The organism is Schaalia sp. lx-100 (assembly GCF_021083625.1).
Classification (GTDB): domain Bacteria; phylum Actinomycetota; class Actinomycetes; order Actinomycetales; family Actinomycetaceae; genus Pauljensenia.
Genome location: NZ_JAJNRP010000009.1, coordinates 1 through 23,823, shown reverse-complemented (window position 1 = coordinate 23,823; position 23,823 = coordinate 1). Strand labels below are relative to the sequence as shown.

The window sequence follows — 23,823 nt, the reverse complement described above, 5'->3', positions numbered from 1 at the left end:
TTTTCACCCGCGTAGATTTCATCAAATCTGCGCGGGTGAAATATGAGACTTAAAGTTCACGAACCATACGTCGTTATGTTGTGTTTTACGGTTGCATATGAAGTGTCTGAGCTTCTGTTGTTTTCATGTGAGACTTAGCTTTTAGAGGACGCACCACACATGTAGCAATATGACGTAGGCGAGCAGCAAGACGATCACGAACTCGCCAAGTCATACGCAGACCGATAAGAACAAAAAGTAGATTTGTTACCATCGAAGGCCAAGAACCTGTTGCGAGGCATGTGACGGCTAAAAGTAAACAAGCTGACACATTCAACGCGTGGTAACGCAAGGAATCAGGGGCTACACGGCCAGTAGAAACCAGGTAATAGGCGCACATTGAACCGGCTGCTCCAATCCAGCCCAGAAGCAGCGCCACATGCGTCACCGAAATCGTCATGCCTCTATTGTGATGACCTTTCTCATCCAGCACAATTGAATCAATCTTCAATTAGTATGAAGTAATACTTAATAAGGGGGATGTATGCGTATTGACCCACGTAGATTAGCCGTCTTACTTGCTATCTCACGTGAAGGCGGAGTCGTTGCTGCCGCAGATATGCTGCACATCTCACCTTCAGCCGTCTCACAACAAGTCCATAAACTTGAACAAGAGGTCGGCCTCCAACTCTTTGAACGCACACCCAGCGGAACAATCCTCACACCGGCAGGACGCCTCATCGCCACAGCTGCCGAAAAAATCGAAGAAAATATTGAAAATCTCACCCGAGCTTTACAGCCTTTAACCGGTCACGTCACAGGAACAGTCAGCATCGGCGCTTTCCAAACAGTATTGCGGTGCGTATTCATGCCTTTCCTCACAAATCTTGAACATCATTTCCCCGGCCTTAACATTGAACTCACCGAAACTGATGAAAACGTTGGAATGACACTACTACGACAAGGAAGTCTCGACCTTCTCGTCATCGAACGGGACACACGCCATTCACCAACCCCTAAAGGCTACAGTGACATATCCCTTATTGATGAACCATGGGCTGTTGTCACCTCAGATAACACCCCGCCAATTAACTCCATTCAAGATCTCGCTCACCTACGCTGGCTACGTATCCACCGCAGCGTTGTCGGATCAGAACCACTCAATCGCATACGCTCCGAAGTTGGGACACTCGAATTTGCCAGCGACGCCTACTCCACTTACGAAACAGCGCTGGCATACGTACGAGCCGGACGTGGTGCAACTGTCCTACCAGCTATGGCCCTCACAGGTATCGACCTTACAGGATTACGCTCTACACCACTTCCTGTCCTTGGGACTCGACGAATCCTCCTACGCCACCCAGACAACGATAGCAACGAAGCAATACAACATGCCATCAACCAACTTGTTGACTGGGTACATAAAAACCCAACACAATGGCCCCACTCGTAAACCCGTGCCTACATATTTTCGTGGGTGCGCCTATCAGGTGCGCATATACAGCAGACCTGAGGCCTCACACATAAAACAGAAGCAGGGAACACAACGGGCACTAACTCGAAATCCCACCCACCTGGAAAATACGATCTTCTTGCGCAACACTGACAGGACCGGACCAGGTCGAACGCAACTCACCAAGCACCTGTGCCACCTCAACCCACGGCTGAATATGAGTAAGAACCAGCTGACCCGGCTGAGTCTGCGTCGCTACTCGCCCCACACGCGCACCATCCATATGAATACCACGAGTCGTATCTGAGCTAGTGAAACCCACCTCAGAAAGCAACAGGTCGGCTCCTTGTGCCCCTCGAATAATTGATTCACACTCGTCAGTATCTCCGGTATAAAACAACGAAACGCGACGAGCAACATCCGTAGCATGTGGCCCTTCAATTCGCACACCATACGAAGGCACTGAATGCCACCCCGCATACGGAGTTAACGTCAACGGTCCCACAGAAATAGGCACGCCCTCTGATGCCTCAATAAATGAAAATTCACCCTCATAGGTTTCTGTATCATCGCAACCATCAATTTGACGAATCCGATGGCGAGTCTGCTGAGGCCCAATTACCAGTATCGGTGGGAATTGAACACCCGGCCCCCACCGCTTATACACGTGCAAAGAAATAATATCAGCAATATGATCCGCGTGACAGTGAGAAAAAAACACTGCATCAAGATCGAAAGGCTTTATATGACGCCACAAACGACCAAAAGATCCTGGCCCTAAATCAAGAGCAATATTCCACCAACGCTCTTGCCCTTGCTGCGTATCAAAACCACGCGCACGCACCAAATAGCACGAAGCCGACGACTCAGGTCCCGACATCGAACCCGTACATCCAATAATTCTCAACTCCATGAGGCCGCACTCCCTTGCACTCGCACTTCCTCAACGGTCTGTACCTCAGGCCCTAAAAATCGCCGCGCTAAACGCTGGAAATCAGAACGCGAATCCGTCGTAAAGAAACGATGATGCGGCCTTTGATCTTCTGCCCACGGCTCGTGCAACATGCCACGATCTGTCAGCTCGTTATACGTCACATTTGCCGTTGCTTCTGACGAGGTAACTAACGTCACGCCTTCACCAAGGACTCTCGCAATCACACCAGTCAATAACGGATAGTGCGTACAACCCAAAATCAATGTGTCCACACCCGCATCACGTAAAGGATCCAAATACTCGTGAGCCACCGATTCCAGTTCTTTCCCCGTGGTTATTCCAGCTTCAACAAACTCCACAAAACGCGGACATGCTTGGCATGTCACCTCTAAGCCTGGAACCGCTGCCAAAGCATCCTGATAGGCCTGAGAATGAACTGTCGCTTCAGTGCCAATCACCCCGATCTTACCGTTACGTGTCGCATTCACAGCTGAACGAGCAGCAGGAGTAATCACTTCAATGACCGGAATACCCGCATCAATTCCGTAACGTTCACGCGCATCAGATAAAGCTGCCGCAGTCGCAGAATTACAGGCAATCACCAAAGCTTTAACGCCTCGTGAAGCTAATTCGTCAAGCCCGGCCAAAGTATGTTCTCGCACACGTGCAATTGGTTGAGGCCCATAAGGAGTATGCGCAGTGTCCCCCAGATAAATAATTTCCTCATCCGGAAGTTTATCTATCACCGCACGGGCTACAGTTAGACCTCCAAGCCCTGAATCAAAAATACCAATCGGCGCATTGTCCATAACTGGACCATAGTTCTTTTAGACGGGTGATTGCATAACTCGCACAAGTGAATCTTGCCACCACGTAACAATGCAGTAGATACGAGCCGCATTTTCACGCGCATTTTTCCCATAAGTCGACTGACAGATGAGCTGCATCAAAGATTCCACATCCGATTCATCGTTGATTGCTAATTCTCCCGCTAAAGCCAGACGAAGATCATTCAGTGCCCGCGCCCAATCCCAAGCTTCTTCATAGCTCATACGCACATATCCATCACAGGATGTACGCGCATACTCTAATTCAGAACGTATCTTTCGTAGGCGCAGAGATTTTTCCGCACGCAAGTATTCTTCTGTCATTGCGCGTAAATTTTGGGCTGTATGACGATCATGACTCATTTCCGGCAGTAAATAGCCGAGGGCCGGGTCAAGTGGAGCATGACATTCATCTTCCACGCTGACTGCAGCTAGAAAAGCGGATGATTCTTCAGGCGCATCAAGAATCACAAGGACTTCTTGGGCTAACTGTTGCAAAAGCACGTTATGCGCCCCGTCAATGCGCGCCTGATACATCCCAGATAAGGCAACGAAAGTTTCAATCATTCATTCCGCTCCACCGTTGCTCGTAAACCGTATCCGTGTAATGCGAGCGCATCGGCTTCTACACGTTCACGCACTCCCCTGTTGACTACCGCATGACCGTTTCGATGAACTTCCCTCATCAGCTTTTCACTATGAGCACGCGAATAAGAAAAATGGCGCATAAATACTTGAGTGACGTAATCCATTAAATTCACAGGATCATTCCACACGACAAGGCACCACTGGGTAAAAACAGCTCCTTCAGGTGAGCTTGTTGGGTGTGTGAGTGCGTCCGTCCCTGTTGTCGTATGAGGTTGAGGTAACACTCGTAACTGTGCTCGTGTGACTTTTTCCCCTCGCATTTTCCTAGCCTATGCGTCTTTGTGCCTTCTTCGCCGGACTTTGCGTAAATTCTGACAAGATTCGATTAAATTAAAGATATGCCTGCTTCTTTTTCCACGTCATTACTCACTGACATGTATGAGCTCACCATGCTCGATGCGACATTACGTTCAGGTGTTGCTGAGCGTCAATGTGTTTTTGAACTTTTTGGTCGTCGTCTGCCTGCCAGTCGACGTTTCGGCGTTGTCGCGGGAACTGGCCGTATTCTTGAGGCACTGGAGCGTTTTACTTTTGATTCTGACGACATTGAGTGGTTACGTGAACAGCAGATCGTGTCAGATTTGGCATTAGATTACCTTGAGTCTTTCCGTTTCACTGGCAATATATGGGGTTACGCGGAAGGCGAATGTTATTTCGCTGGTTCTCCTTTGCTGACTGTGGAAGGAACTTTCGCGCAATGCACTCTGCTTGAAACTTTGTTGCTGAGTATTTTGAATCATGACTGTGCTGTTGCCTCTGCTGCTTCGCGTATGACGATTGCTGCACATGGTCGTCCATGTATGGATATGGGCGCGCGACGAGCACATGAACGTGCTGCTGTTTCTGCAGCGCGAGCGGCAGTAATCGGCGGCTTTGCGGGAACATCAAATCTGGAAGCCGCTAAACGTTACGGCATTAAGCCCATAGGGACAGCTGCGCATGCTTTTACTTTGATACATGACGGTGAGCGTCAAGCATTCGATGCGCAAATCGCTTTACTTGGCAGCGATACGACACTTTTGGTTGATACGTACAATGTGACTGAAGGTGTGCGTCACGCTGTCGAAGCTGCACGCGCTACTGGACATGAATTAGGTGCTGTTCGTCTTGATTCAGGTGACTTAGTTGCCCAAGCATTTACAGTGCGCGGGCAATTGGATGCTATGGGAGCGACCTCAACAAAGATCACAGTGACCAGTGACCTTGATGAGTACGCTATTGCTGCTTTAGGTGCGGCTCCCGTTGATTCTTATGGTGTGGGGACCAAGTTGGTGACCGGCTCAGGTGTTCCCACTGCGGCTTTGGTTTACAAAGTTGTTCTGCGTGAAGGCTCTGATGGGAATATGTATCCTGTTGCGAAAAAGTCACAGTCAAAGTCCACGGTCGGTGGCCGTAAGTGGGCTGGGCGTGTTCTTGATAGTGAAGGCTACGCCAGTGAGGAAGTCCTTATTAGTGCTGATAGTGAATCATCTGCCCGAGCGAAGTTGGAGGAGCTTGGTGCACGACCTTTGCAGATTCCTCTGGTGACTCGCGGGCGTATCAATACGGATTTGTGGGGGCCGCAGGCTTTACAGCAGGCGCAGGAGCATCATATTCGTTCACGTAATGAGTTGCCGTACCATGCGTGGCGTTTATCTGAAGGTGAAGCGGCAATTCCTACTCGTTATCTTGCTCTCTGATTATCTGTACGGTCATGTGTGAGATTTTAGGGTTTCACGGTGTCAGTGACGGCCAACGAACCATTGTCTGAGTAACGCGATACGTGCTTGGATTTGTTCAGTGGTTGCTTGAGCAACTTCGGGGCCACCGCACCTGCGTCGTAGGGCCGCATGAATCGCGGCATGGGATTCACCTGAACGCCGTGCCCATGAGGATACTAAATGCGAAAGCTCTTTACGCTTAGCGGCACGAAGCCGATGATCGGAAATCCCTGAGTTCTGTTCACGTAGCTGAGCAGCTTTAGCCCGTTGACGCTGTTGCGCGAATTGTTCAGCTTGGCGTGCCCGTAACAAAGTGGTCACTTGCTCAGGTTCTAAAAGACCAGGGATACCTAAGTATTCTTGTTCTTCAACTGAACCGACCTCTGCTTCGCTCCCCCAGGCAGCTCCGTCAAAAAGCACTCCATCAAATTGTGCATCCGCGCCCAGTACCTCAAAAGTACCCAGCAGATCTGAGGAGGCTTTTTCTTCTTTTTGCGCAGCAGCAATCAGGCTATCTTCTGGTGACCATAGTCCGTCTTCTTCGTGGCGTGGACGGTCGATAGCATGGTCGCGTTCGGCTTCCATCTGGCCTGCTAAATCCAGGAGAGGAAGAACAGAGGGGATGAATACGCTTGCGGTTTCTCCTCTGCGGCGAGCGCGCACAAAACGTCCGACTGCCTGCGCAAAAAATAAAGATGTGGATGTATTTGTCGCATAAACTCCCACTGCGAGGCGGGGAACGTCCACGCCTTCTGAGACCATGCGTACAGCAACCATCCATTGATCGGTAGATTCACGGAATGCGTCGATACGTTCAGAAGCATCAGCATCATCAGAGAGAACAAGCGTCGCAGGTTTACCGACGATTTCACGCAGGTAGCGCGCGTAGGCGCGCGCGTGTTTTTGATCTGAGGCGATAACCAAGCCACCGGCATCTGGCATTTGTCGTCGTACTTCAATTAAACGCTGATGAGCGGCTTGCAGGACTGAGCGTATCCATTCTCCTGAGGGGTCTAAGGCTGTTCTCCATGCTTGTTTCATGAGGTCACGGGTCAGTGGTTCTCCCAGACGAGCACTGTATTCATCACCTGCACGAGTGCGCCATGTCATTTGCCCTGAATAGGACATGAAAAGGACTGGTCGTACTACTCCGTCCTTTAATGCATGCCCGTAACCGTAGGTGTAGTCCGCGCGGCTGCGCCGTATTCCTTCGGTATCTTCCACGTACCGCACGAACGGTATCGGTGATGTGTCTGAACGAAAAGGGGTGCCGGTGAGGGCGAGGCGACGAGTTGCGTCTGTGAAGGCTTCGCGTACTCCGTCCCCCCATGAAAGCGCATCGCCTGCATGATGTATTTCGTCCAGGATAACGAGTGTTTTGTGCGTTCGGGTGCGCGCGCAGTGGACCAGAGGATTTGCGGCAACCTGCGCGTAGGTAACTGCGACACCGTCAAAATGTGATCCTGCGCGTCCTTGGGAGTTAGTGAAAGCCGGATCAATGTGGATACCGACACGCGCGGCGGCATCTGCCCATTGTGTTTTCAGGTGTTCTGTTGGGCATACGACGGTCACTTTTTCGACAATGCCGCGTCCCATAAGTTCCACAGCGACACGTAAAGCAAATGTTGTTTTTCCTGCTCCTGGCGTAGCAACTGCAAGAAAGTCTTGAGGGTCTGTTTCAAAGTACTTCTGTAGTGCTTCGGCTTGCCATGCGCGGAGGTTCTGTGCTGTCCCCCATGGTGCACGATGTGGGAATGCAGGGGGCATTGAATGTGCGGCCGCAGATGAAGCATGAGAGGGGTGTGCAGACCGTTGAGGTGCTCGTGTCACGAGTTGGAGTCCCCTGAGGATGAACCGCCATCAGAAAATGGCCAGTTACGCCCCTGTTTTCCCATGTTATCGCGTAAGGCTTTACAGGTGGGGCATACAGGGTAGCGTGAAGCGTCGCGGCTTGGAATCCATACTTTTCCGCATAGGGCTACGACTGGCTGTCCAGTCATCATTGATGAGTCTGCTTTATCACGACGAACAAAATGTGCGAAACGATCGCCGTCGCCTGGCGCTTTTTCTTTTTGTGTTTCAGTGCGCTCTAAAAGCCCTGTTGACGATTGTGTTCCTGGACCTGCAGGAGTTGCAGGATTTTGTGGTGGTGTCGGTTCATCAAGTGGGCACATACCGACATTGTATGTGTTCTTGAAAAGACTCGCCCGCAGCACAGGGGTGTGCTGCGGGCGAGTTCACGTATTTCCGCTTTAGAGAGGCAGTTGTTCTTTCTCCCACACTTCGCGGTAGAAATCTTTCATGTCCAAACGTGAAGCTGCTGCTTCATCTAGCAAAACAATGGTGTTGTTGTGCATTTGGAGGATTGTTGCTGGCCAGCGTCCTGAGATTGGTCCTTCAACGAGTTCTTTCACGGCTTCTGCTTTATTTTCACCGGTAGCGATCATGAGGTTTTCACGAGCTTCCATGATGGTGCCCAGCCCTTGTGTGATGCAATGGGTTGGAACCGCATCAAGGTTGCCTTCAAAGAAGCGTGAGTTATCACGTCGTGTTTGTTCGGTGAGTACACCCACATGTGTACGTGAGCTCAATGAACCTGCTGGCTCGTTGAAACCAATATGGCCGTCAGAGCCTATTCCGAGGACTTGCAGGTCAATGCCACCGGCTGCACGGATTGCTTCGTCATATGCAGCGGCAGCGGCATGACTGTCGCCTGTCCAGGCGTTTGGTCCGTGTGCTGCGCCTTCAGCAAAGTCAACGAGGTCTACGAGGTTGCGGTGAATGAAATTCGCATAGCCTTCGTAGTGGTCTTCAGGTAGCCCAATATATTCATCAAGGTTGTAGGAACTGACGTGGGCAAAGGATATGCGTCCTGCGTTATAGCGTTCAACAAGTTCAGCGTATAAGGGTAGTGGTGTTGAACCTGTCGCTAGTCCCAGAACAAAGTGAGGTTTACGTGTGTAAAGCGCTTCAATGCGGTCCGCGGCAACACGTGCAATAGTTTTTTCATCTGGAAGTATAGCAATACGCATGTGGCACACTCCTCGTCGTCGATAACTGCATTGCTGTCTTTAGCCTAGTACTTAGTTAGCCGGGGGGTAGGGAGAAAATAATCACTTACCTTCTGACAATCGTGTGACATATATTCCACATGGGGTCTTTTCCCTCTTTTCGCATGTCTTAATGCCCACATAGTGATGTTTTTCTTCAAAGAAAGGCAGGGACATAGGCCTAAAGGAACCCGGATGTAGCGGCTTCATATGTGCGCTGGTTTGCGTTACTTATCTGCATAAAACACTGTGCCCGCTTTCGGTTAAAAGCGAGCACAGTGAAAGTATGGCAACAAGGAATCAGGCAGAGACAGCCTTCTTCAAAGTGGAGCCAGCAGAGAGCTTGACACCAAAGCCTGCAGGAATCTGGATTTCTTCACCGGTGCGCGGGTTACGTCCCGTGCGGGCGGCGCGTTCCACACGCTCCACAGCCAGAAGTCCGGTTACCTTAACAGCTTCGCCAGCGGCTAAGGACTCAACCAAGACATCCTGGAAAGCAGCGAGAGCAGCATCTGCCTGAACCTTGGTCAGACCAGTGCGTTCAGCAATCTTGGCAACAAGTTCGGTGCGGTTGACTGACATGTCTAAACCTCATTCTGTTGATAGTCAAAGGCCACAGTGATGGCCACAGATGAAAGAGTACGAAAAAGAGTGCTAGTTGTCAGATTTCTGCCCTATTTTTTAGTAATTTTGGCCGGTATTCCCGCATTTCGGACACACGGTATTTTTTTAGTAGTGCTTCGTCACATAAAAAGGCTGTGTGTAGGACCTGCTAGCGCATTCATCCTCGTGCAGATCTACATGCTTCATGCTGCTTTCAGGGGAGGCGTTGATGGGTGTGATGGTTCTTCTTTTCCCTGCATATGCCGGATTATTCAGGTCAGGCGAAGCTATCGACTCTGTAGGTTTATTTCGGCATACTTCTGCAAAGTGGCAGGCCCTTGACAGATCGTTTCACTTTCATATGAGTACATGCTTACAGAGTTCTCATAAATACATCCGTACTCACCTCAGGAAAGGGTTCCTTTCTTGCGCTACGGGCTTTAGGCAGGCGTTCTGTGGGCCATTAATCCTTGTGTAGCTTTAGGCAAATAAAACAGTGGCCTAGGAACCGTGTAGTCCCTAGGCCATTGTCAGGCAATCAGCGATATCAGTAAGGTACTGATATCTGAAGCATCACTTGAGGGTAACTGTACCGCCAGCGGCTTCGATTTCAGCCTTAGCCTTTTCAGCGTCTTCCTTCTTTGCTGCATCAAAGACGGTTGAAGGTGCGCCGTCAACCAGGTCCTTGGCTTCCTTCAGACCGAGGCCGGTGAGAGCCTTAACAGCCTTGACGACAGCAATCTTCTTGTCGCCAGCGCTTTCGAGGACAACCTCGAATTCGGTCTTTTCTTCAGCAGCTTCAGCTTCAGCAGCTGCAGGAGCAGCAACTGCAACAGCGGCAGGAGCAGCAGCGGTAACGTCAAATACCTCTTCGAAGAGCTTCACGAACTCAGAGAGTTCGATAAGGGACATTTCCTTGAAAGATTCGATAAGTTCTTCGTTGGAGAGCTTTGCCATGAGTGGCATCCTTCCTCTTTGGCCTGCTAGGACAGCAGATTAGTTGTGAGATCCGCAGTGGATTCGGGAGAGTCCATGCGGGGCCTGTCACGTAGTCAGGCCGCTTCGCTCTGCTTTTCACGCAGGGCATCGATAGTGCGCACTGCCTTGGAGGGCAGAGCATTGAATGCGTAGGCAGCCTGCGAAATCTTAGCCTTGAGGACACCTGCAGCCTTAGCAAGCAGGACTTCACGGGATTCAAGATCAGCAAGTTTCTTTACTGCTTCCGCGGACAGTTGCGAACCGTCCATCGCACCAGACTTCACGACTAGTGCGGGGTTTTCCTTGGCAAAATCACGCAATGCTTTGGCGGCTTCCACAGGATCGCCAGAAACAAAAGCAATAGCTGTTGGACCGTTCAGGTCTTCGGCCAAGAAGTCAAGACCGACTTCCCGAGCCGCCAGCGTCGCCAGCGTGTTCTTCACCACGGCGTAGTTCGCGTTGGAGCCCAAACCACGACGGAGCTGCTTGAGCTGCGCCACAGTTAGGCCGCGATATTCGGTGAGCAAAACGGCATCAGACGCGCGGAAACGCTCCACGAGTTCAGCAACCGCTGCTACCTTGTCAGACCTCGCCATGGTCCTCCTTCCAGTTATGTACCGCCAGACGTGAAAAAACCCGACACGCAGGATCGTGTCGGGCACAAAAGTCCACTTTACCTGAAAAGGTAATTCACTCACCTGCGTCGGAAGCATTCGCACTTGGCTTCAGTTTCCTGAAGATCCGACGGTCTTCGGCACTTAGAAGTCTATCTGACATATTTTCGTAAGCCAAACAGAAAGCCTGTGCATTCGCCCACTCGCTCCCCTATGAAGCGCCTCATATTAGAGGCTCTCGTACTGCCCTTAAGATACGCCCAAGAAAATTCCCCTCGCATATGCTACGAGCAAATTCACGAACAAAATCATTTTTTGGCCGCAGAAAATTCGCGTGCTTCCACTCATGTAGGTAAATAGTTTTCGTTCTTTTGAGGAAAAAGACTGTCGCCCTGCTCATATGCGAGCAGGGCGACAACACATCAGTTTGCCAATACCTCAGGAGGCATCTGCAGAGGCAAGATTACGTGTCTTGGTAATATCTAACGGAATACCCGGTCCCATGGTAGTGGAAACGGTTCCTTTAGAAATGTAACGGCCTTTTGCGCTTGCAGGCTTCAAACGCAGTACTTCTTCAAGAACCGCAGCATAGTTCTCAGCCAGCTGAGTTGCTTCGAAGGAGGACTTACCCACAATGAAAGCCAAGTTCGCGTGCTTGTCCACACGGAACTCAATACGGCCACCCTTGATTTCACGCACAGCCTTAGCAACATCCATGGTCACAGTGCCGGTCTTGGGGTTTGGCATCAAACCGCGAGGACCAAGGACACGGCCCAAGCGACCAACCTTACCCATGAGATCAGGGGTAGCAACAGCTACGTCAAAATCGGTGTAGCCCTTAGCTACCTTTTCAATCAGCTCATCGCCGCCAACTTCATCTGCGCCAGCGTCAATTGCTTCCTGTGCACGCTCGCCTACGGCAAAGACCAAGACCCGAGAGGTCTTACCGGTGCCGTGCGGCAAGGAAACAGTGCCACGAACCATCTGGTCCGCTTTACGAGGATCAACACCCAGTCGAAGTACAACCTCAACGGTGGAATCAAACTTGGTGACGGTGGTTTCTTTTGCCAATTGCATGGCAGCAAGCGGGGCATAAATTTCGCCAGCGTGAATCTTTTCCGCCGCTGCGCGGTAGCCCTTAGAGCGCTTCGTCATTCTGCTTCTTCTCCTTGCAGTCGTGGTTTTCCGGGCAGCGCCTGCCCTACCACAGGGGTTTTACGGTCGATTAGTCTTCCACCACAATGCCCATGGAACGGGCAGTGCCGGCGATGATCTTTGCAGCAGCATCAATGTCATTCGCATTTAGGTCAACAAGTTTGGCCTGAGCGATTTCACGAACCTGCGCGTCGGTGATCTTACCGACCTTTTCAGTGTTCGGACGACCTGAACCCTTCTGCAAACCAGCAGCCTTCTTAATCATTTCTGAGGCCGGTGGTGTCTTAAGGACGAAGGTGAATGAACGGTCCTCGTACACGGTAATTTCAACCGGAACGATAGAACCACGCTGCGATTCAGTTGCAGCGTTGTATGCCTTCGTAAATTCAACAATGTTGACGCCGTGCTGGCCCAGTGCGGGACCGACCGGCGGTGCAGGAGTGGCGCTACCAGCCGCGATTTGCAGCTTGATAAGGCCAGTGACCTTTTTCTTCGGTGCCATTTTTCGGGTCTTTCTTTGTATTTCCGCGTTGCAGCGAATACTGCAACGTCGTGTGACGGGCACAATGCGCCCAAATCACACAGACTGTGATTCTAAACCTCTCAGTGCCACTTCCCCAAGTCTAGGTGTGACACTTCACTTCTCAAGCTTTTGAACTTGGTCAAAACCAAGTTCCAGAGGAGTCTCACGTTCAAAGATCGTCACCAGAACTTTCAGTTTCTGAGTTTCCGGCATGATCTCTGAAATAGTGGCTGTCATCGTTTCAAATGGGCCGTCTGTCACTGTGACGATCTCACCCACTTCGTAGGCAACACGCACATGCTGAACCGGTGCAGGACCATTCTTGGCCTGTGTAGCTGCAGCTTCAAGAACATTCGGTGTCAGCAAAGCGACAACCTCATCAATCGACAAAGGAACAGGATGGTGTTGATCGCCTACGAAACCGGTCACCGCAGGAGTATCTTTCACCACACGGTATGACGCTTCATTGAAATCCATACATACAATGACGTATCCAGGAATTTGAACGCGGCGTACACGCTTCTTCGCTGTTCCACGGTATTCCATCACGTATTCGTCAGGTACTTCAACAGCGAAAATGGAATCTTCCATATTCTGTGTTGCAATACGCTGTTCAAGATTCGTTTTTACTTTACGTTCATGCCCAGAGTAGGTGTGAAGCACATACCAGTCACCGGGCATACGGTAAAGGTCTTGACGCAGTTTTTCGATTGGATCGACCTCTGCCGCAGACGCAACCTCTTGCGTATCCTCGTTGACAGATTCTGTAGTCAGTTCAGCGTCACCAGTGACGGCGGCATCTGCTTGCACAGCATTTTCAGTATCAGTTGTTTCTTGCGCAGCCATGATGTCTTCTTCTGTTTCAACAGCGGGAGTGGTGATGTCCTCGCTCATGACATTCCTCCTGAGTGTCTGGGTAGGGCAATCGCGGGCGCCCGTAGAAGAAACCCGCCTGCAGTTTCCTGCCGGCGGGTCTTTCGGGATCATCCGAAGATCAATGCAGTCAGTCTACCGAATCCAAAGTCAACGAGCCCCGTGAAAATCATGATTGAGACAACAAATACAACCACGACCGTAAAATATGTCCAGGTTTCACGCCGACCCGGATATGTCACCTTTTTCATTTCAGCAATAACCTGCTTGATGTAAATGATGAGGCGACGGAACAGGCCTGGCCGAGCTTCTTGCTCAGAACGAGCAGAACCGCGCGAACGGGTGGCAGCAGTTTTAGTCCGATCTTTACGGACCATTTCGCCACCTGCAGCTTCAATGTCGCTCATTCAGGTTCTCCCTTTACGCTTCTGACAAAGGCTCATGATTATATCATGCTATATAAATCGCAGGGCAGGCGGGACTCGAACCCACAACCGCCGGTTTTGGAGACCGGTGCGCTACCAATTGCGCCACTGCCCTGTTGCGAATGAAAGTCATATTCGACGAATACGGCTTATATCACCCGCCCGCTAGATTCTAAACATTAATTCTGCGCCTGTCCAACTCATTTCACTTCCTCACAAAGCAAGAAGTTTATTTTTCGCCTATTTACGCCCTCTCCATAAAAAACTCAAGCGACCGTTATCTGATATTTATTCCCGTATTTATTCCAAAGATCGCGCAAGCATGGGACGATACTCCTATGACATCAATTTCACACTCTCGCGTAAGCGATCGTTTTGCTGCCATTACTCCTTCTGCAACTTTAGCCGTTGATGCACGCGCTAAAGCTTTGAAAGCTCAAGGGCGTCCCGTTATTGGTTTCGGCGCGGGTGAACCCGATTTTGCTACTCCAGCCCCCATCGTTGAAGCTGCGGTGGCTGCTGCTCAAAATCCCGCTATGCACCGCTACACTCCCGCTGCAGGTTTGCCGGCCTTACGTGAAGCTATTGCTACTAAGACTCTGCGTGATTCAGGTTATGAAGTATCTGCCAGTCAAGTCCTTGTCACCAATGGTGGTAAACAAGCGGTTTTCCAAGCTTTTGCAGCACTCCTGAACCCCGGTGATGAAGCAATATTGCCCACTCCTTATTGGACGACCTACCCTGAAGTTATCAAACTCGCTGGCGGTATTCCTATCGAAGTATTCGCTGGCGCAGATCAAGATTACAAAGTAACTGTTGAGCAGTTGGAAGCCGCTCGCACTCCCCGCACGAAACTACTTCTGCATTGTTCCCCTTCTAATCCCACCGGCACTGTGTACACCCCCGAAGAAACCACAGCCATTGGTCAATGGGCACTGGAGCACGGTATTTGGGTTATCACGGACGAAATCTATGAGCACCTGTTGTATGAAGATGCCACGCCCGCTCATATCGTTCAATTGGTACCAGAACTTGCAGATCACACACTCGTTCTCAACGGTGTCGCCAAAACATATGCGATGACTGGTTGGCGTGTAGGTTGGATGATTGGACCTCAGGACATCATTGCAGCAGCGACTTCTTTCCAGACGCACCTCACATCAAATGTGTCAAATGTCGCTCAGTGCGCGGCTCTTGCTGCCGTTGAAGGTTCATTAGACGCAGTGTATTCCATGCGTGAAGCATTTGATCGCCGCCGCCGCACAATGGTGTCAATGTTGCGTGAAATTGATGGTTTAGAAGTGCCAACGCCTAAAGGCGCTTTCTACGCTTATCCGAATGTTAAAAATATACTTGGCCGCTCTATCCGCGGTCATGTGCCAACAACAAGTGCCGAACTTGCTGACCTCATTCTTAACGAGGTGGAGGTTGCTGTTGTTCCTGGTGAAGCATTTGGTCCGTCAGGTTTTATCCGCCTGTCATATGCACTTTCAGATGAAGACCTCGTAGAAGGTGTCGGGCGTATTCAAGACTTACTTTCACAGGCGCACTGAACATCAGTCAAAACCCAAATTCCGGGGAGGTAAAGTGTTGATGCTTTACCTCCCTGTTTTTGTTAGGCAAGGCAGCACGGGCACAGCCTCACAGAGCTATTCTTTTTTCTTTTCGACCTGTTCCTGTCCACAACAGAGCAATAGAACAGTCGTAAATACACACACCGGCCCTTACTTCCCTCAAATATTCATGCAACCTGACACAATAGGTTCATGCAGATTGTCACTCGTTTTGCTGACACGGAAAATCCACGCGGAATTGTTCTTGTTGCCCACGGATACGGCGAACATCAAGGGCGTTACACTTTTTTTCACGATGCTCTCCAACGTGATGGTTACGATGTTGCTTACTATGATTTCTACGGGCATGGGAAATCTGGGGGGCCACGCTCATGTGTCGATGTAGGAAAACTTATTCGTGACCATTCACGTGCGCGTCAGCAGGTTCTCCAGCAGTCACGTACCTCTCATCTTTTTCTTTTTGGGCATTCCATGGGTGGCCTCATATCTGTTGCGTCAGCTATTTTGCATCCGCAAAATCTCAGCGGCGTTGTCCTCACAGGGCCTGCTTTACGTCCGCTCCCAGCTGTTCCTGCCGAGGTTGCACGTTCACTTTTATCAGCAGCTCGGTATGTTCCGGGCTTACCCGTTGCCCTCACTAAACGAACCCCTGAATCATCCCTTCTCTCACGTAACCCTGATGTGCAGAGGGCTTTTGACGCGGATCCTTTGTGCTATCACGGTCCAGTTCCTTTACTTACTGCTAGCACAATGGTTGTTCAAGGCGATGAGGTTCTGCAACGCTGCGCACACCTGAGCGTACCCACACTCATATTCCATGGTACTGAGGATCGCTTAACCGCTCCTGAAGCATCACGTCAGCTTATTGATGGTGCAACTGCTGCAGGTAATGGGGATGCTCACCTACGTCTTGTGGATGGTGCTCGGCATGAAGTTCTTCAAGAAGTTGAGGGACCTGGAATTATTCGTGACATTCTTCTTTGGCTCCACACACACTAATGCATCTTTCACTGACAGTTCCGCCTGATACTCCCCTGGGTCGTCGTGACCTACGCACCTTACCGAAAGCTCATTTGCATTTGCACTTCACCGGGGCCATGCGGCCAGGCACGCTTATCGACATGGCGCGTGAACAGGGAGCACGTCTGCCTGCACACCTGTTAGACCTTGATCCGCTCACTGTGCCCGCCGACGCCCGAGGTTGGTTCCGTTTCCAACGCTCCTATGATTGCGCTCGCGCTCTTGTGCGTTCAGAAACTGCGATGAGGCGCATTGTGCGTGAAGCCGCCGAAGATGAAGCTGCTGAGGGATCTGTTCGCCTCGAAATGCAAGTGGATCCTACTTCTTACGCCCCTTGGGTCGGAGGTTTAACCCCTGCATTGGAAATTGTTTTAGATGAGGCTCGTGCTGCCAGTCATGCGACGGGCGTGCAGGTGTCTATCATTGTGGCTGCTTCCCGTACACGTCACCCACTTGACGCTCGCACTTTAGCTCGCTTAGCCGCCCAATATGCGGGTACTGGTCCTGGTGAAGTGGTAGGTTTCGGCTTATCAAACGACGAGCGTGTGGGGGAGACTTCCGCTTTCGCTCACGCATTCCGTATTGCACGCGATGCAGGTCTTGTATCTACTCCTCATGGCGGGGAACTTTTGGGGCCTGATTCTGTGCGTCATGTATTGGATACATTGGCTCCACGTAGGCTCGGTCATGGTGTACGTGCCAGCGAAGACCGTGATCTTTTACATTTTTTGGTGGACCAAGGGGTTGCTTTTGAAGTATGTCCTGCTTCAAATGTGCATCTTGGCGTGTATCACGATTTGTCTCAAGTTCCGCTGCCTATTTTGATGGAGGCAGGAGCCACTGTGGCTTTGGGAGCAGATGATCCATTACTTTTCCATTCGCGTTTATTGGCGCAGTACGCGGCAGCACGGGATATTCATGGTTTTTCTGATGCTCAACTTGCTGTGCTGGCTCACCATTCTATTGACGCATGTATCGCTGACGAGTTTTCGCAACGCCAATGGCATGCCGATATAGACGCGTGGCTAGCGGCTCCTCCTACGTCCGTGCAGCCGGATATAAAATAAGTCAACACCGTTTAAGCCAACGTTGTTTCTCGGCTTATTTCTCTGTTTGTTTACCAGCGGATACCGACAGCCACAGGTTCAGGCTGTAGCGTGATACCCCAGTGTTCTTGCACTGTAGTGCGCACAGAACGTGCGAGGAATTCAAGGTCAGCAGCAGTGGCATGGCCTCTATTTGTTAGTGCGAGGACATGCTTTGTTGACAGTGAAGCGCGCGGCTTCCCATCTGCATCGCATATTTCTTGTGGAGCCCATCCTTTGAACATACCGCTATGTTGGATAAGCCATGCAGCCGATGTTTTCACATATCCTGCATCTTCACCTCGCCCAGGGAAACATGGTGCATCGGGAGGTAAAAGAGTTTCAGCTTCTTGAGGTGTCAGTAAGGGATTTGTGAAGAAAGAACCTGCACTCCAAGTGTCATGGTCAAATGGGTCAAGAACCATTCCTTTGTTTTGTCTCACGTGAAGTACGGCATTTCGTAGGTCTTTTGCTCTTGTTCTTTCCCCGTTTTCAGTCCCAATATGGCGGGCAAGTTCTGCGTAGCGGATGGGGCTGGAAAGGTCCGAACGGGTCAGAGCAAAAGTCGCTGATGTCACCACCCATCGACTTGTTGGTCCCCACGAGTATTCTTCATGGTTTTTTCTTTCGCAGGCGCGTTTCATCATAGAGCTGCGGTAGCGCAGACCGAGGTCTTTTGCTGCGATGTCAACTTCTTTGCTCAAGATACGATCCCATGCGCGGATACTGACTAGGTTATCTGATACTTCATAACCGTAAGCCCCGATGTTTTGAACGGGAGCTGCTCCAACTGTTCCTGGGATGCCTGAGAGCGCTTCTAAACCGCTGAAACCTTCACTGAGGGTCCAGTGCACAAATTCATCCCACGGCATTCCCGCGCTTGCTGTCACATGTGTTGTTCCATCGTGATGTTCACGAGTTTGCACATGGGTGTACCTGTTGCGGATAACTACGAGGTCGCAGGGTTCGTCCGAAGCAATCAGATTTGATCCGCCGCCAAGGACTAAAAGGGGCTGTTTCTTTTCATCTGTTTCCCGCAGTGCTTCTATAAATTCTTCGGTGGTATCAGCCTCAAGAAGGAGGCGTACCGGACCGCCGACACGTAAGGTTGTCAGGTCTGCTAGTTCAACGGGGGTTCGCCCTGCTGTAGTGCCTGCGGGAAGTATGGAAGTCATGCGCATCCTATTCACGTTGGTAGCACAACACCTTATGTGAGTCCTACCTGTTGTGTTCAACATTATTCATTTTACTCGCGTATGAGCTTATACGTTCTTTCCCGTTATGCGTGCGCCGTCAGGTAGCCACCGCGTGAAAAGCATTCCTATCAGCACACTGGGAACAAGAAAAGCCATTGCTTGCGCGTAACCAATGTGTTCAGCAATCCATCCCAAAACAGGTGGTCCGATAAGGAAGGCCCCATAGTTAATTGTTGAAAGAACAGAAAGTCGCGCTGCTGTCATGTAGGGGTCTTGAGAGAGCGCAGAAGCAGCCGAGGGGTATATCAGTGCTGCTCCTATTGCCCATAATGTCACGCCTATCATTGCTAGCCCCCAGTGTGGGGCAGCAGCTACGAGTAGAAGTCCCCCACAGGCAAGCAGCAGCAGGACGCGCAGGAGTGGCGCGACTCCGAAACGTATGTGGAGTTTTTCTGAGCTTAAACGCACCGTCATCATCGTGAGGAGGAAAAAAGCTAGGGTGAGTGATGCTTTGCCTTCAGAAAATTCGTAGCCGTCAATCATTGATAAGGCAAGCCAATCATTTGCGGCTCCTTCCATTAATCCGGCACACAGCACCATGATGGAGATACACACCGTTGTTTTTTCTTTCCAGGCGTATCGAACTTTCCCTTGACTTACCTGAGCACGTGAATGAGCAGCGGTAAGGGCAGGTGTTTTCAGGGGTGTTTTATCGGTTTCTTGAGCGGTCGTTATCTGTGATTCATGAGGAGAGATATCTGTCATGAGGATCCAAAAGGAGGACATTCCCCATACGGTTACTAATCCGATACACACGTTAGCGACGAGGTGCATAACGACGGGTATTCCAAGGTGGACAAGTCCTGCCCCGGCAGCTGCACCGCATACTGTTCCGAAAGAGAATAGGGCGTGTAGTTTTGGCAGGAATGATCGTTTGAGGGCTTTTTCAATATAGCCACCTTCAACATTCATGGCAGCGCCCCACATTGATATGCCACATGAGAGGATCACAAGCCCAACGGAGATCAGGTTTTCACTGTGTATGGCAACAGCTGAAGCAACCAGTGACATTCCACAGGCCCACACGCTTACTCCGGCACGGACAATCTGACGTGGTCCGTATCGTCCGATCAGTGGGCCGGTCAGGGCAAGTGCAATTAATGAGCCGAAGGAGCCTATCAGCAGAAGGGTTCCGATTCGTGCTGGTGAAAGTTCAAGGGCGTCACGAACTGCTGGTAATCGTGACAGCCATGTTGCTATGACAAAACCAAGCGTGGCAAAAACGGCAAGACATCCGATGGCTGCTCTGCGAGCAGTGTAGGTAGAGTCAAGGTTATGCACGTGTATGAGCTCCTGTTAGCTATGTGGTTACATGATTTTTGATGTGCAGATGGTGAGTTTCAGTGGTTCTACGCTACGTGAAGATTGCATGTGTCAATGCCTGAAAGATATGGTGGCAGGATCATTAAAGACATCGGATACGGTTCCACACATTTCCGCAATTATCGTATCCACGCACTCATATACGCAGGCAAAGTAAACAGGAGTTTCCTTTAACAGGATCTTCTCCTAGAAGCTACCTAAAACCGAAGATCCGTATAGGCCCTGACCTGTCTTATATAAGCCGAATTTGTCATACAAGCCCATATGCGCCTATTGCATTAATTAGTGTGCGCGTCAGAAACCCCTGTGACATGTAGCTGTCACAGGGGTTTCCGATCAGAAGAAATGTAATCAGCGAGTCTCGCGATGAGTCGTTGATTTACGGCAACGCGGGCAATATTTCGCTAGCTCTAAGCGATCAGGTGTGTTGCGTCGGTTCTTCTTGGTGATGTAATTGCGCTCCTTGCACTCCGAGCAGGCCAGAGTGATCTTGGGGCGTACATCCTGCGATTTGCTCGCCATGTCGATTCCTCACTTGGTGTCTGTGTGCTGCGCACGTTCCTTTATTGATGGTAGCGGGGGCGGGGCTCGAACCCGCGACCTCACGATTATGAGTCGTGCGCTCTGACCAGCTGAGCTACCCCGCCGCAGCGGTAGCGGCTCACGGCCGCAACCAGAGCCCCGAAAGGGAATCGAACCCTTGACCTTCTCCTTACCATGGAGATGCTCTGCCGACTGAGCTATCGGGGCAACGACGAGTAGCTTAACCCACAGGAAACTGCTGGCGCAATTTTACCTATGAGAATGAACTCACACGTCCTCTCAGTTGCCTGAGATGGTGGCGGGAGAGGGATTCGAACCCCCGAAGCATTCCGCGGCTGATTTACAGTCAGCTCCCTTTGGCCACTCGGGAATCCCGCCATGCTCCGCTAAATTAACGGTGCCGTGGAAGAATAGCAGATTTTAATGTCTGAATGCCAATCGCTTTGCCCATATACGAGGTACATCACAATAATCGCAACAAGTGTGCATAGGATATATTCACCTAAGGACGCAATATCACCCATTCGGAAAGGAACTGTTATGGCCGATTCTTCTTTTGATATCGTCTCAAAACTTGACCGTCAAGAAGTTGATAATGCTGTCAACCAAACGGCGAAAGAAATAGGACAGCGTTACGATTTCCGAGGTGTCGATGCAGAAATTCACCTGTCAGGTGACATTGTCGAGATGCAGGCAAATACTCCTGAACGCATCATGGCGATTGTTGACGTGCTTCAGTCCAAACTATTTCGTCGTGGCGTTTCCTTAAAAGCGCTTGACCTCAAGGACCGTGAACCTAAGGCTTCTGGCAAGATTTATAAACTTGCTGCACCTTTACGTGAAGGAATTCCACAAGATATCGCGAAACAAATCACAAAAATTATTCGCGATCAAGGTCCCAAAGGTGTTAAAGCCCAGATCCAAGGCGATGAGATACGTGTTTCATCAAAATCACGGGATGATTTACAGGCCGTGATTGCCCTTCTTAAAGGCCCTGAAGGAGAAAAACTCGACGCAGCTTTACAATTCGTTAATTACCGTTAGTTTTATGCTGCAGGGTGATGGAATATAAATATGAGTCCTATATAATATTCTTCATTACCCTACTGAATTTTTTATCAGTATTCGCACTACTCTTAGGTTGAGTAGTGCGAATATTTTTATATGATAAGTCATACATTCCATGAGAAAAATAAAATATATCGGAAATTTCATGAGTGAATGATAGCTTTTATCAAGCAAATTTTTCATTCATTATGTTCTTATAATAGGCTCAAATCTTGTCTATTTATATTCAAATTCTCAGGATACTAAACCCCAAATGAATTTTACTTTCAGTAAATATCTTCACTTATAAGAATATCTGTATTACTAAATATAATATCACACATATAAATATATAAACCACTCTATTTTAGTGATATGAAAATATCTGTGAGAACATAATATTTATCCTCACAGATATTCAGATTCAGTATTTCGCACGCAGTTATCGAGTCCTTATTTTAATATCCAGCCATTTTTTCAAGTCGGGCAATACGTTCATCCATTGGTGGATGAGTTGAAAATAGACGATTCAAACCACTGCCTCTGAACGGATTGGCAATCATCATTGCGGCCACATTTTGATGGGCAGGTGTAGCCGGCAGGGGCACCGCATCAGTTCCTGATTCTAATTTACGTAAAGCAGAGGCTAAAGCTAAAGGATCGCGCGCTAAACGCGCCCCATCTTCGTCTGCATCAAATTCTCGTGTACGTGAAATGGAAAATTGGATGAGGCTTGCAGCGATTGGTGCCAGAAATGCGGCAAAAATCGCTCCCACGGCTCCTACACCTGAATTATCGTCACGCCGTGTGTTTCCTCCAAAGAAGAATAAAAACTGTGCAACAGAGGTCACGATACCTGCCATAGCTGCAGCGATTGATGAGGTCAAAATATCCCTGTTATATACATGCATAAGCTCATGCCCAAGGACCGCACGAAGCTCCCTCTCGCCAAGGATTCGCATAATACCCTCTGTACAGCACACAGCCGCATGACGTGGGTTACGCCCCGTTGCAAAGGCATTTGGGGTAAGTGTTGGAGCGATCCATATAGATGGCACAGGCTGTCCGGCTTCTGCGGCAAGTTCTTTTATCATGGCATGTAGGTGAGGGTACTCGTGCTCTGAGGCTGGACGCGCATTCATCGAGCGCAGGGCAATAGTCGCACTGTTCCAATATGACCATGCTGTTGACAGAACTCCCACGGCCGCAAAAATGTATATCCACATCATATTCTGAGTACTGCGGGCAATAAATCCGCCGATAAGTAAGAGGAGTCCCCACATTCCACCGAGAAGGAGCGCGGTTTTCACTCCATTAAAATGTTTATCGCGCATTGGTCGCATTTTCTCTCTGTTCATGATGCTGTTTTCTAAGACAACGTTATCTGTTTTAAGATGCTACGTCCTCACAAGAAAGCTGGTTACAGGTTTTTCTCAGAAAATTTTCATTTCTTATGCAGGATGATGAAATTAATTCTGTTCAAAATTAACTCAGTCAGTAGGGGTTTATACCTGCCGTGGGGGGGTAGTAAGAATCATTTGTTATGTCTTTTCATAAATCGTCATGCATAAGGTCAGAACTCAGTGAGAGTAGTTAATGAAAATAGGGTTACTCTTGGTTCGATTGGTTGTGGCTTTCTAGGCTTCGCTTTCCACTCTATTCACTCCTCTAAAACGCAGAGGAATAACCTGCATTGAACCTTTTGACGCTACAACTGAATGTTTTGAGGGCCGGAGTACGAGCACAGGACAACCGACCTGCAAGCCCTCGCCAGGGGAGCTAAAGAGGCAAGCAGGGCACCGGTTATAGCTTTCAGACGCACCACACGCTCAGCACAAACAGCAGCATTTGAAGGGAACCCACACCCATTGATTTGAAAGATATATGTTGGCCATTTGAGTTTACTCGCGCGCGTGTTTGTTTGTTGTCCGCACAGTCTGTTTGTATGCGCGCGTGTTTGCTTCTTCGCGTGTTTGCCGCGTGTTTGTTCCACGTTTGTTCGCTTGTGTGCTGCCTGTGGGGTCGGTCATCGAAGCTGTTTGTGTCAGTGTTTCACGAGCAGCCTGTCCGCCTGTTTTGTTCGCGCGTGTGTTTGGGGGGCAGCCACAGTAGTGTGGTTGCCCCCCCTTCTTGTTGGTTGGTTGCGGTGGTGTCCTACTCTCCCACATTCTGTCGAGTGCAGTACCATTGGCGCTGTAGGGCTTAGCTTCCGG

27 protein-coding genes and 4 tRNA genes are annotated in these 23,823 nt (G+C 50.0%); 7 read left to right on the top strand and 24 right to left on the bottom strand.

What is annotated here, in order from left to right:
* Positions 1 to 85: 85 nt before the first annotated feature.
* Positions 86 to 439, bottom strand: a complete 354-nt coding sequence (locus LRP54_RS07590; protein WP_231205968.1) for a CBU_0592 family membrane protein — start codon at positions 437 to 439, stop codon at positions 86 to 88.
* 84 nt (positions 440 to 523) lie between these two features.
* On the opposite strand from LRP54_RS07590, the gene LRP54_RS07585 reads away from it, so the two are divergent.
* The gene (locus LRP54_RS07585) at positions 524 to 1,432 is read left to right on the top strand and encodes a LysR family transcriptional regulator (RefSeq protein ID WP_231235603.1); all 909 of its coding nucleotides are present in this window, start codon (positions 524 to 526) and stop codon (positions 1,430 to 1,432) included.
* A 100-nt stretch (positions 1,433 to 1,532) separates the two neighbouring features.
* On the opposite strand, the gene LRP54_RS07580 is transcribed toward LRP54_RS07585, so the two are convergent.
* From LRP54_RS07580 to clpS, 4 genes are read right to left on the bottom strand one after another with little or no spacing between them, the layout of a single operon-like run.
* Complete coding sequence (locus LRP54_RS07580) at positions 1,533 to 2,345, bottom strand: MBL fold metallo-hydrolase (protein ID WP_231235601.1); 813 nt, start codon at positions 2,343 to 2,345, stop codon at positions 1,533 to 1,535.
* On the bottom strand, positions 2,336 to 3,175 hold the full coding sequence (murI, locus tag LRP54_RS07575; protein WP_231235600.1) for a glutamate racemase: 840 nt from the start codon (positions 3,173 to 3,175) through the stop codon (positions 2,336 to 2,338). Before murI ends, LRP54_RS07580 begins: the two co-directional genes overlap by 10 nt.
* Positions 3,176 to 3,193: 18 nt before the next feature.
* The gene (locus LRP54_RS07570; protein ID WP_231235598.1) at positions 3,194 to 3,760 is read right to left on the bottom strand and encodes a DUF2017 family protein; all 567 of its coding nucleotides are present in this window, start codon (positions 3,758 to 3,760) and stop codon (positions 3,194 to 3,196) included.
* Complete coding sequence (gene clpS, locus LRP54_RS07565; RefSeq protein ID WP_231235596.1) at positions 3,757 to 4,101, bottom strand: ATP-dependent Clp protease adapter ClpS; 345 nt, start codon at positions 4,099 to 4,101, stop codon at positions 3,757 to 3,759. The genes LRP54_RS07570 and clpS overlap by 4 nt, the downstream gene beginning before the upstream one ends.
* A gap of 78 nt (positions 4,102 to 4,179) precedes the next feature.
* Between clpS and LRP54_RS07560 the strand changes: the two genes are divergently transcribed.
* The gene (locus tag LRP54_RS07560; protein WP_231205978.1) at positions 4,180 to 5,520 is read left to right on the top strand and encodes a nicotinate phosphoribosyltransferase; all 1,341 of its coding nucleotides are present in this window, start codon (positions 4,180 to 4,182) and stop codon (positions 5,518 to 5,520) included.
* A 42-nt stretch (positions 5,521 to 5,562) separates the two neighbouring features.
* Here LRP54_RS07560 and LRP54_RS07555 read toward each other — a convergent pair whose 3' ends face one another.
* The 11 genes from LRP54_RS07555 to LRP54_RS07505 all read right to left on the bottom strand — a co-directional run bounded on the left by LRP54_RS07555 (position 5,563) and on the right by LRP54_RS07505 (position 13,877).
* A complete protein-coding gene (locus LRP54_RS07555; RefSeq protein WP_231235656.1) occupies positions 5,563 to 7,308 on the bottom strand; it encodes a DEAD/DEAH box helicase in 1,746 nt (581 codons plus the stop codon).
* A 59-nt stretch (positions 7,309 to 7,367) separates the two neighbouring features.
* Positions 7,368 to 7,715 (bottom strand): DUF3039 domain-containing protein, encoded by a 348-nt coding sequence (locus tag LRP54_RS07550; protein ID WP_231205980.1) that lies wholly within the window; start codon positions 7,713 to 7,715, stop codon positions 7,368 to 7,370.
* A gap of 78 nt (positions 7,716 to 7,793) precedes the next feature.
* Positions 7,794 to 8,573: a glucosamine-6-phosphate deaminase gene (gene nagB, locus LRP54_RS07545; protein WP_231205982.1), complete on the bottom strand. Its 780-nt coding sequence runs from the start codon at positions 8,571 to 8,573 to the stop codon at positions 7,794 to 7,796.
* Positions 8,574 to 8,891: 318 nt separating this feature from the next.
* Positions 8,892 to 9,173 carry an HU family DNA-binding protein gene (locus LRP54_RS07540; RefSeq protein WP_231205984.1) on the bottom strand — a complete coding sequence of 94 codons (282 nt, stop codon included), beginning with the start codon at positions 9,171 to 9,173 and terminating at the stop codon, positions 8,892 to 8,894.
* A 594-nt stretch (positions 9,174 to 9,767) separates the two neighbouring features.
* Complete coding sequence (rplL, locus tag LRP54_RS07535; RefSeq protein WP_231205986.1) at positions 9,768 to 10,151, bottom strand: 50S ribosomal protein L7/L12; 384 nt, start codon at positions 10,149 to 10,151, stop codon at positions 9,768 to 9,770.
* A 95-nt stretch (positions 10,152 to 10,246) separates the two neighbouring features.
* Positions 10,247 to 10,768, bottom strand: coding sequence for a 50S ribosomal protein L10 (gene rplJ / locus LRP54_RS07530; RefSeq protein ID WP_231205988.1), 522 nt, complete (start codon positions 10,766 to 10,768; stop codon positions 10,247 to 10,249).
* A gap of 456 nt (positions 10,769 to 11,224) precedes the next feature.
* Positions 11,225 to 11,941: a 50S ribosomal protein L1 gene (gene rplA, locus LRP54_RS07525; RefSeq protein WP_231205990.1), complete on the bottom strand. Its 717-nt coding sequence runs from the start codon at positions 11,939 to 11,941 to the stop codon at positions 11,225 to 11,227.
* A 70-nt stretch (positions 11,942 to 12,011) separates the two neighbouring features.
* A complete protein-coding gene (gene rplK / locus LRP54_RS07520; RefSeq protein ID WP_231205992.1) occupies positions 12,012 to 12,443 on the bottom strand; it encodes a 50S ribosomal protein L11 in 432 nt (143 codons plus the stop codon).
* A gap of 135 nt (positions 12,444 to 12,578) precedes the next feature.
* Positions 12,579 to 13,358 carry a transcription termination/antitermination protein NusG gene (gene nusG / locus LRP54_RS07515; RefSeq protein ID WP_231235594.1) on the bottom strand — a complete coding sequence of 260 codons (780 nt, stop codon included), beginning with the start codon at positions 13,356 to 13,358 and terminating at the stop codon, positions 12,579 to 12,581.
* A gap of 89 nt (positions 13,359 to 13,447) precedes the next feature.
* Positions 13,448 to 13,744 carry a preprotein translocase subunit SecE gene (secE, locus tag LRP54_RS07510; protein ID WP_231235592.1) on the bottom strand — a complete coding sequence of 99 codons (297 nt, stop codon included), beginning with the start codon at positions 13,742 to 13,744 and terminating at the stop codon, positions 13,448 to 13,450.
* Between the two features lie 60 nt (positions 13,745 to 13,804).
* Positions 13,805 to 13,877 (bottom strand) — tRNA-Trp (locus LRP54_RS07505).
* A gap of 223 nt (positions 13,878 to 14,100) precedes the next feature.
* On the opposite strand from LRP54_RS07505, the gene LRP54_RS07500 reads away from it, so the two are divergent.
* From LRP54_RS07500 to LRP54_RS07490, 3 genes are all read left to right on the top strand, one after another.
* Positions 14,101 to 15,315 (top strand): pyridoxal phosphate-dependent aminotransferase, encoded by a 1,215-nt coding sequence (locus tag LRP54_RS07500; RefSeq protein WP_231205998.1) that lies wholly within the window; start codon positions 14,101 to 14,103, stop codon positions 15,313 to 15,315.
* 213 nt (positions 15,316 to 15,528) lie between these two features.
* Complete coding sequence (locus LRP54_RS07495) at positions 15,529 to 16,335, top strand: alpha/beta hydrolase (protein WP_231206000.1); 807 nt, start codon at positions 15,529 to 15,531, stop codon at positions 16,333 to 16,335.
* A complete protein-coding gene (locus LRP54_RS07490) occupies positions 16,335 to 17,423 on the top strand; it encodes an adenosine deaminase (RefSeq protein WP_231206002.1) in 1,089 nt (362 codons plus the stop codon). The genes LRP54_RS07495 and LRP54_RS07490 overlap by 1 nt, the downstream gene beginning before the upstream one ends.
* A gap of 50 nt (positions 17,424 to 17,473) precedes the next feature.
* On the opposite strand, the gene LRP54_RS07485 is transcribed toward LRP54_RS07490, so the two are convergent.
* Positions 17,474 to 18,616: a UDP-N-acetylmuramate dehydrogenase gene (locus LRP54_RS07485; RefSeq protein ID WP_231235591.1), complete on the bottom strand. Its 1,143-nt coding sequence runs from the start codon at positions 18,614 to 18,616 to the stop codon at positions 17,474 to 17,476.
* An 87-nt stretch (positions 18,617 to 18,703) separates the two neighbouring features.
* Positions 18,704 to 19,978 carry an MFS transporter gene (locus tag LRP54_RS07480; protein WP_231235590.1) on the bottom strand — a complete coding sequence of 425 codons (1,275 nt, stop codon included), beginning with the start codon at positions 19,976 to 19,978 and terminating at the stop codon, positions 18,704 to 18,706.
* Positions 19,979 to 20,009: 31 nt separating this feature from the next.
* On the opposite strand from LRP54_RS07480, the gene LRP54_RS07475 reads away from it, so the two are divergent.
* A complete protein-coding gene (locus LRP54_RS07475) occupies positions 20,010 to 20,177 on the top strand; it encodes a hypothetical protein (RefSeq protein ID WP_231235589.1) in 168 nt (55 codons plus the stop codon).
* Positions 20,178 to 20,371: 194 nt separating this feature from the next.
* Here the strand turns inward: LRP54_RS07475 and rpmG are convergent, their stop codons facing one another.
* The 4 genes from rpmG to LRP54_RS07455 form a co-directional block, all read right to left on the bottom strand.
* Positions 20,372 to 20,542: a 50S ribosomal protein L33 gene (rpmG, locus tag LRP54_RS07470; protein WP_231206008.1), complete on the bottom strand. Its 171-nt coding sequence runs from the start codon at positions 20,540 to 20,542 to the stop codon at positions 20,372 to 20,374.
* A gap of 48 nt (positions 20,543 to 20,590) precedes the next feature.
* Positions 20,591 to 20,667 (bottom strand) — tRNA-Met (locus LRP54_RS07465).
* A 30-nt stretch (positions 20,668 to 20,697) separates the two neighbouring features.
* Positions 20,698 to 20,770, bottom strand: a tRNA-Thr gene (locus LRP54_RS07460).
* An 86-nt stretch (positions 20,771 to 20,856) separates the two neighbouring features.
* Positions 20,857 to 20,941: transfer RNA gene (locus tag LRP54_RS07455), tRNA-Tyr, on the bottom strand.
* 162 nt (positions 20,942 to 21,103) lie between these two features.
* Between LRP54_RS07455 and LRP54_RS07450 the strand changes: the two genes are divergently transcribed.
* Positions 21,104 to 21,607: a YajQ family cyclic di-GMP-binding protein gene (locus tag LRP54_RS07450; RefSeq protein WP_231206012.1), complete on the top strand. Its 504-nt coding sequence runs from the start codon at positions 21,104 to 21,106 to the stop codon at positions 21,605 to 21,607.
* A 461-nt stretch (positions 21,608 to 22,068) separates the two neighbouring features.
* Here LRP54_RS07450 and htpX read toward each other — a convergent pair whose 3' ends face one another.
* Both htpX and LRP54_RS07440 read right to left on the bottom strand, forming a co-directional pair.
* Positions 22,069 to 22,944 (bottom strand): zinc metalloprotease HtpX, encoded by an 876-nt coding sequence (gene htpX / locus LRP54_RS07445; protein WP_231235588.1) that lies wholly within the window; start codon positions 22,942 to 22,944, stop codon positions 22,069 to 22,071.
* A gap of 567 nt (positions 22,945 to 23,511) precedes the next feature.
* Positions 23,512 to 23,823: hypothetical protein (locus tag LRP54_RS07440; RefSeq protein WP_231235587.1), on the bottom strand; the 312-nt coding region annotated here is incomplete at its 5' end.

Coding starts and splice junctions, on each gene's coding strand:
- LRP54_RS07590 (WP_231205968.1), bottom strand. CDS start 439: ATGACGATTTCGGTGACGCATGTGGCGCTGCTTCTGGGCTGGATTGGA.
- LRP54_RS07585 (WP_231235603.1), top strand. CDS start 524: ATGCGTATTGACCCACGTAGATTAGCCGTCTTACTTGCTATCTCACGT.
- LRP54_RS07580 (WP_231235601.1), bottom strand. CDS start 2,345: ATGGAGTTGAGAATTATTGGATGTACGGGTTCGATGTCGGGACCTGAG.
- murI (WP_231235600.1), bottom strand. CDS start 3,175: ATGGACAATGCGCCGATTGGTATTTTTGATTCAGGGCTTGGAGGTCTA.
- LRP54_RS07570 (WP_231235598.1), bottom strand. CDS start 3,760: ATGATTGAAACTTTCGTTGCCTTATCTGGGATGTATCAGGCGCGCATT.
- clpS (WP_231235596.1), bottom strand. CDS start 4,101: ATGCGAGGGGAAAAAGTCACACGAGCACAGTTACGAGTGTTACCTCAA.
- LRP54_RS07560 (WP_231205978.1), top strand. CDS start 4,180: ATGCCTGCTTCTTTTTCCACGTCATTACTCACTGACATGTATGAGCTC.
- LRP54_RS07555 (WP_231235656.1), bottom strand. CDS start 7,308: ATGCCCCCTGCATTCCCACATCGTGCACCATGGGGGACAGCACAGAAC.
- LRP54_RS07550 (WP_231205980.1), bottom strand. CDS start 7,715: ATGTGCCCACTTGATGAACCGACACCACCACAAAATCCTGCAACTCCT.
- nagB (WP_231205982.1), bottom strand. CDS start 8,573: ATGCGTATTGCTATACTTCCAGATGAAAAAACTATTGCACGTGTTGCC.
- LRP54_RS07540 (WP_231205984.1), bottom strand. CDS start 9,173: ATGTCAGTCAACCGCACCGAACTTGTTGCCAAGATTGCTGAACGCACT.
- rplL (WP_231205986.1), bottom strand. CDS start 10,151: ATGGCAAAGCTCTCCAACGAAGAACTTATCGAATCTTTCAAGGAAATG.
- rplJ (WP_231205988.1), bottom strand. CDS start 10,768: ATGGCGAGGTCTGACAAGGTAGCAGCGGTTGCTGAACTCGTGGAGCGT.
- rplA (WP_231205990.1), bottom strand. CDS start 11,941: ATGACGAAGCGCTCTAAGGGCTACCGCGCAGCGGCGGAAAAGATTCAC.
- rplK (WP_231205992.1), bottom strand. CDS start 12,443: ATGGCACCGAAGAAAAAGGTCACTGGCCTTATCAAGCTGCAAATCGCG.
- nusG (WP_231235594.1), bottom strand. CDS start 13,358: ATGAGCGAGGACATCACCACTCCCGCTGTTGAAACAGAAGAAGACATC.
- secE (WP_231235592.1), bottom strand. CDS start 13,744: ATGAGCGACATTGAAGCTGCAGGTGGCGAAATGGTCCGTAAAGATCGG.
- LRP54_RS07500 (WP_231205998.1), top strand. CDS start 14,101: ATGACATCAATTTCACACTCTCGCGTAAGCGATCGTTTTGCTGCCATT.
- LRP54_RS07495 (WP_231206000.1), top strand. CDS start 15,529: ATGCAGATTGTCACTCGTTTTGCTGACACGGAAAATCCACGCGGAATT.
- LRP54_RS07490 (WP_231206002.1), top strand. CDS start 16,335: ATGCATCTTTCACTGACAGTTCCGCCTGATACTCCCCTGGGTCGTCGT.
- LRP54_RS07485 (WP_231235591.1), bottom strand. CDS start 18,616: ATGACTTCCATACTTCCCGCAGGCACTACAGCAGGGCGAACCCCCGTT.
- LRP54_RS07475 (WP_231235589.1), top strand. CDS start 20,010: ATGATTTTTGATGTGCAGATGGTGAGTTTCAGTGGTTCTACGCTACGT.
- rpmG (WP_231206008.1), bottom strand. CDS start 20,542: ATGGCGAGCAAATCGCAGGATGTACGCCCCAAGATCACTCTGGCCTGC.
- LRP54_RS07450 (WP_231206012.1), top strand. CDS start 21,104: ATGGCCGATTCTTCTTTTGATATCGTCTCAAAACTTGACCGTCAAGAA.
- htpX (WP_231235588.1), bottom strand. CDS start 22,944: ATGCGCGATAAACATTTTAATGGAGTGAAAACCGCGCTCCTTCTCGGT.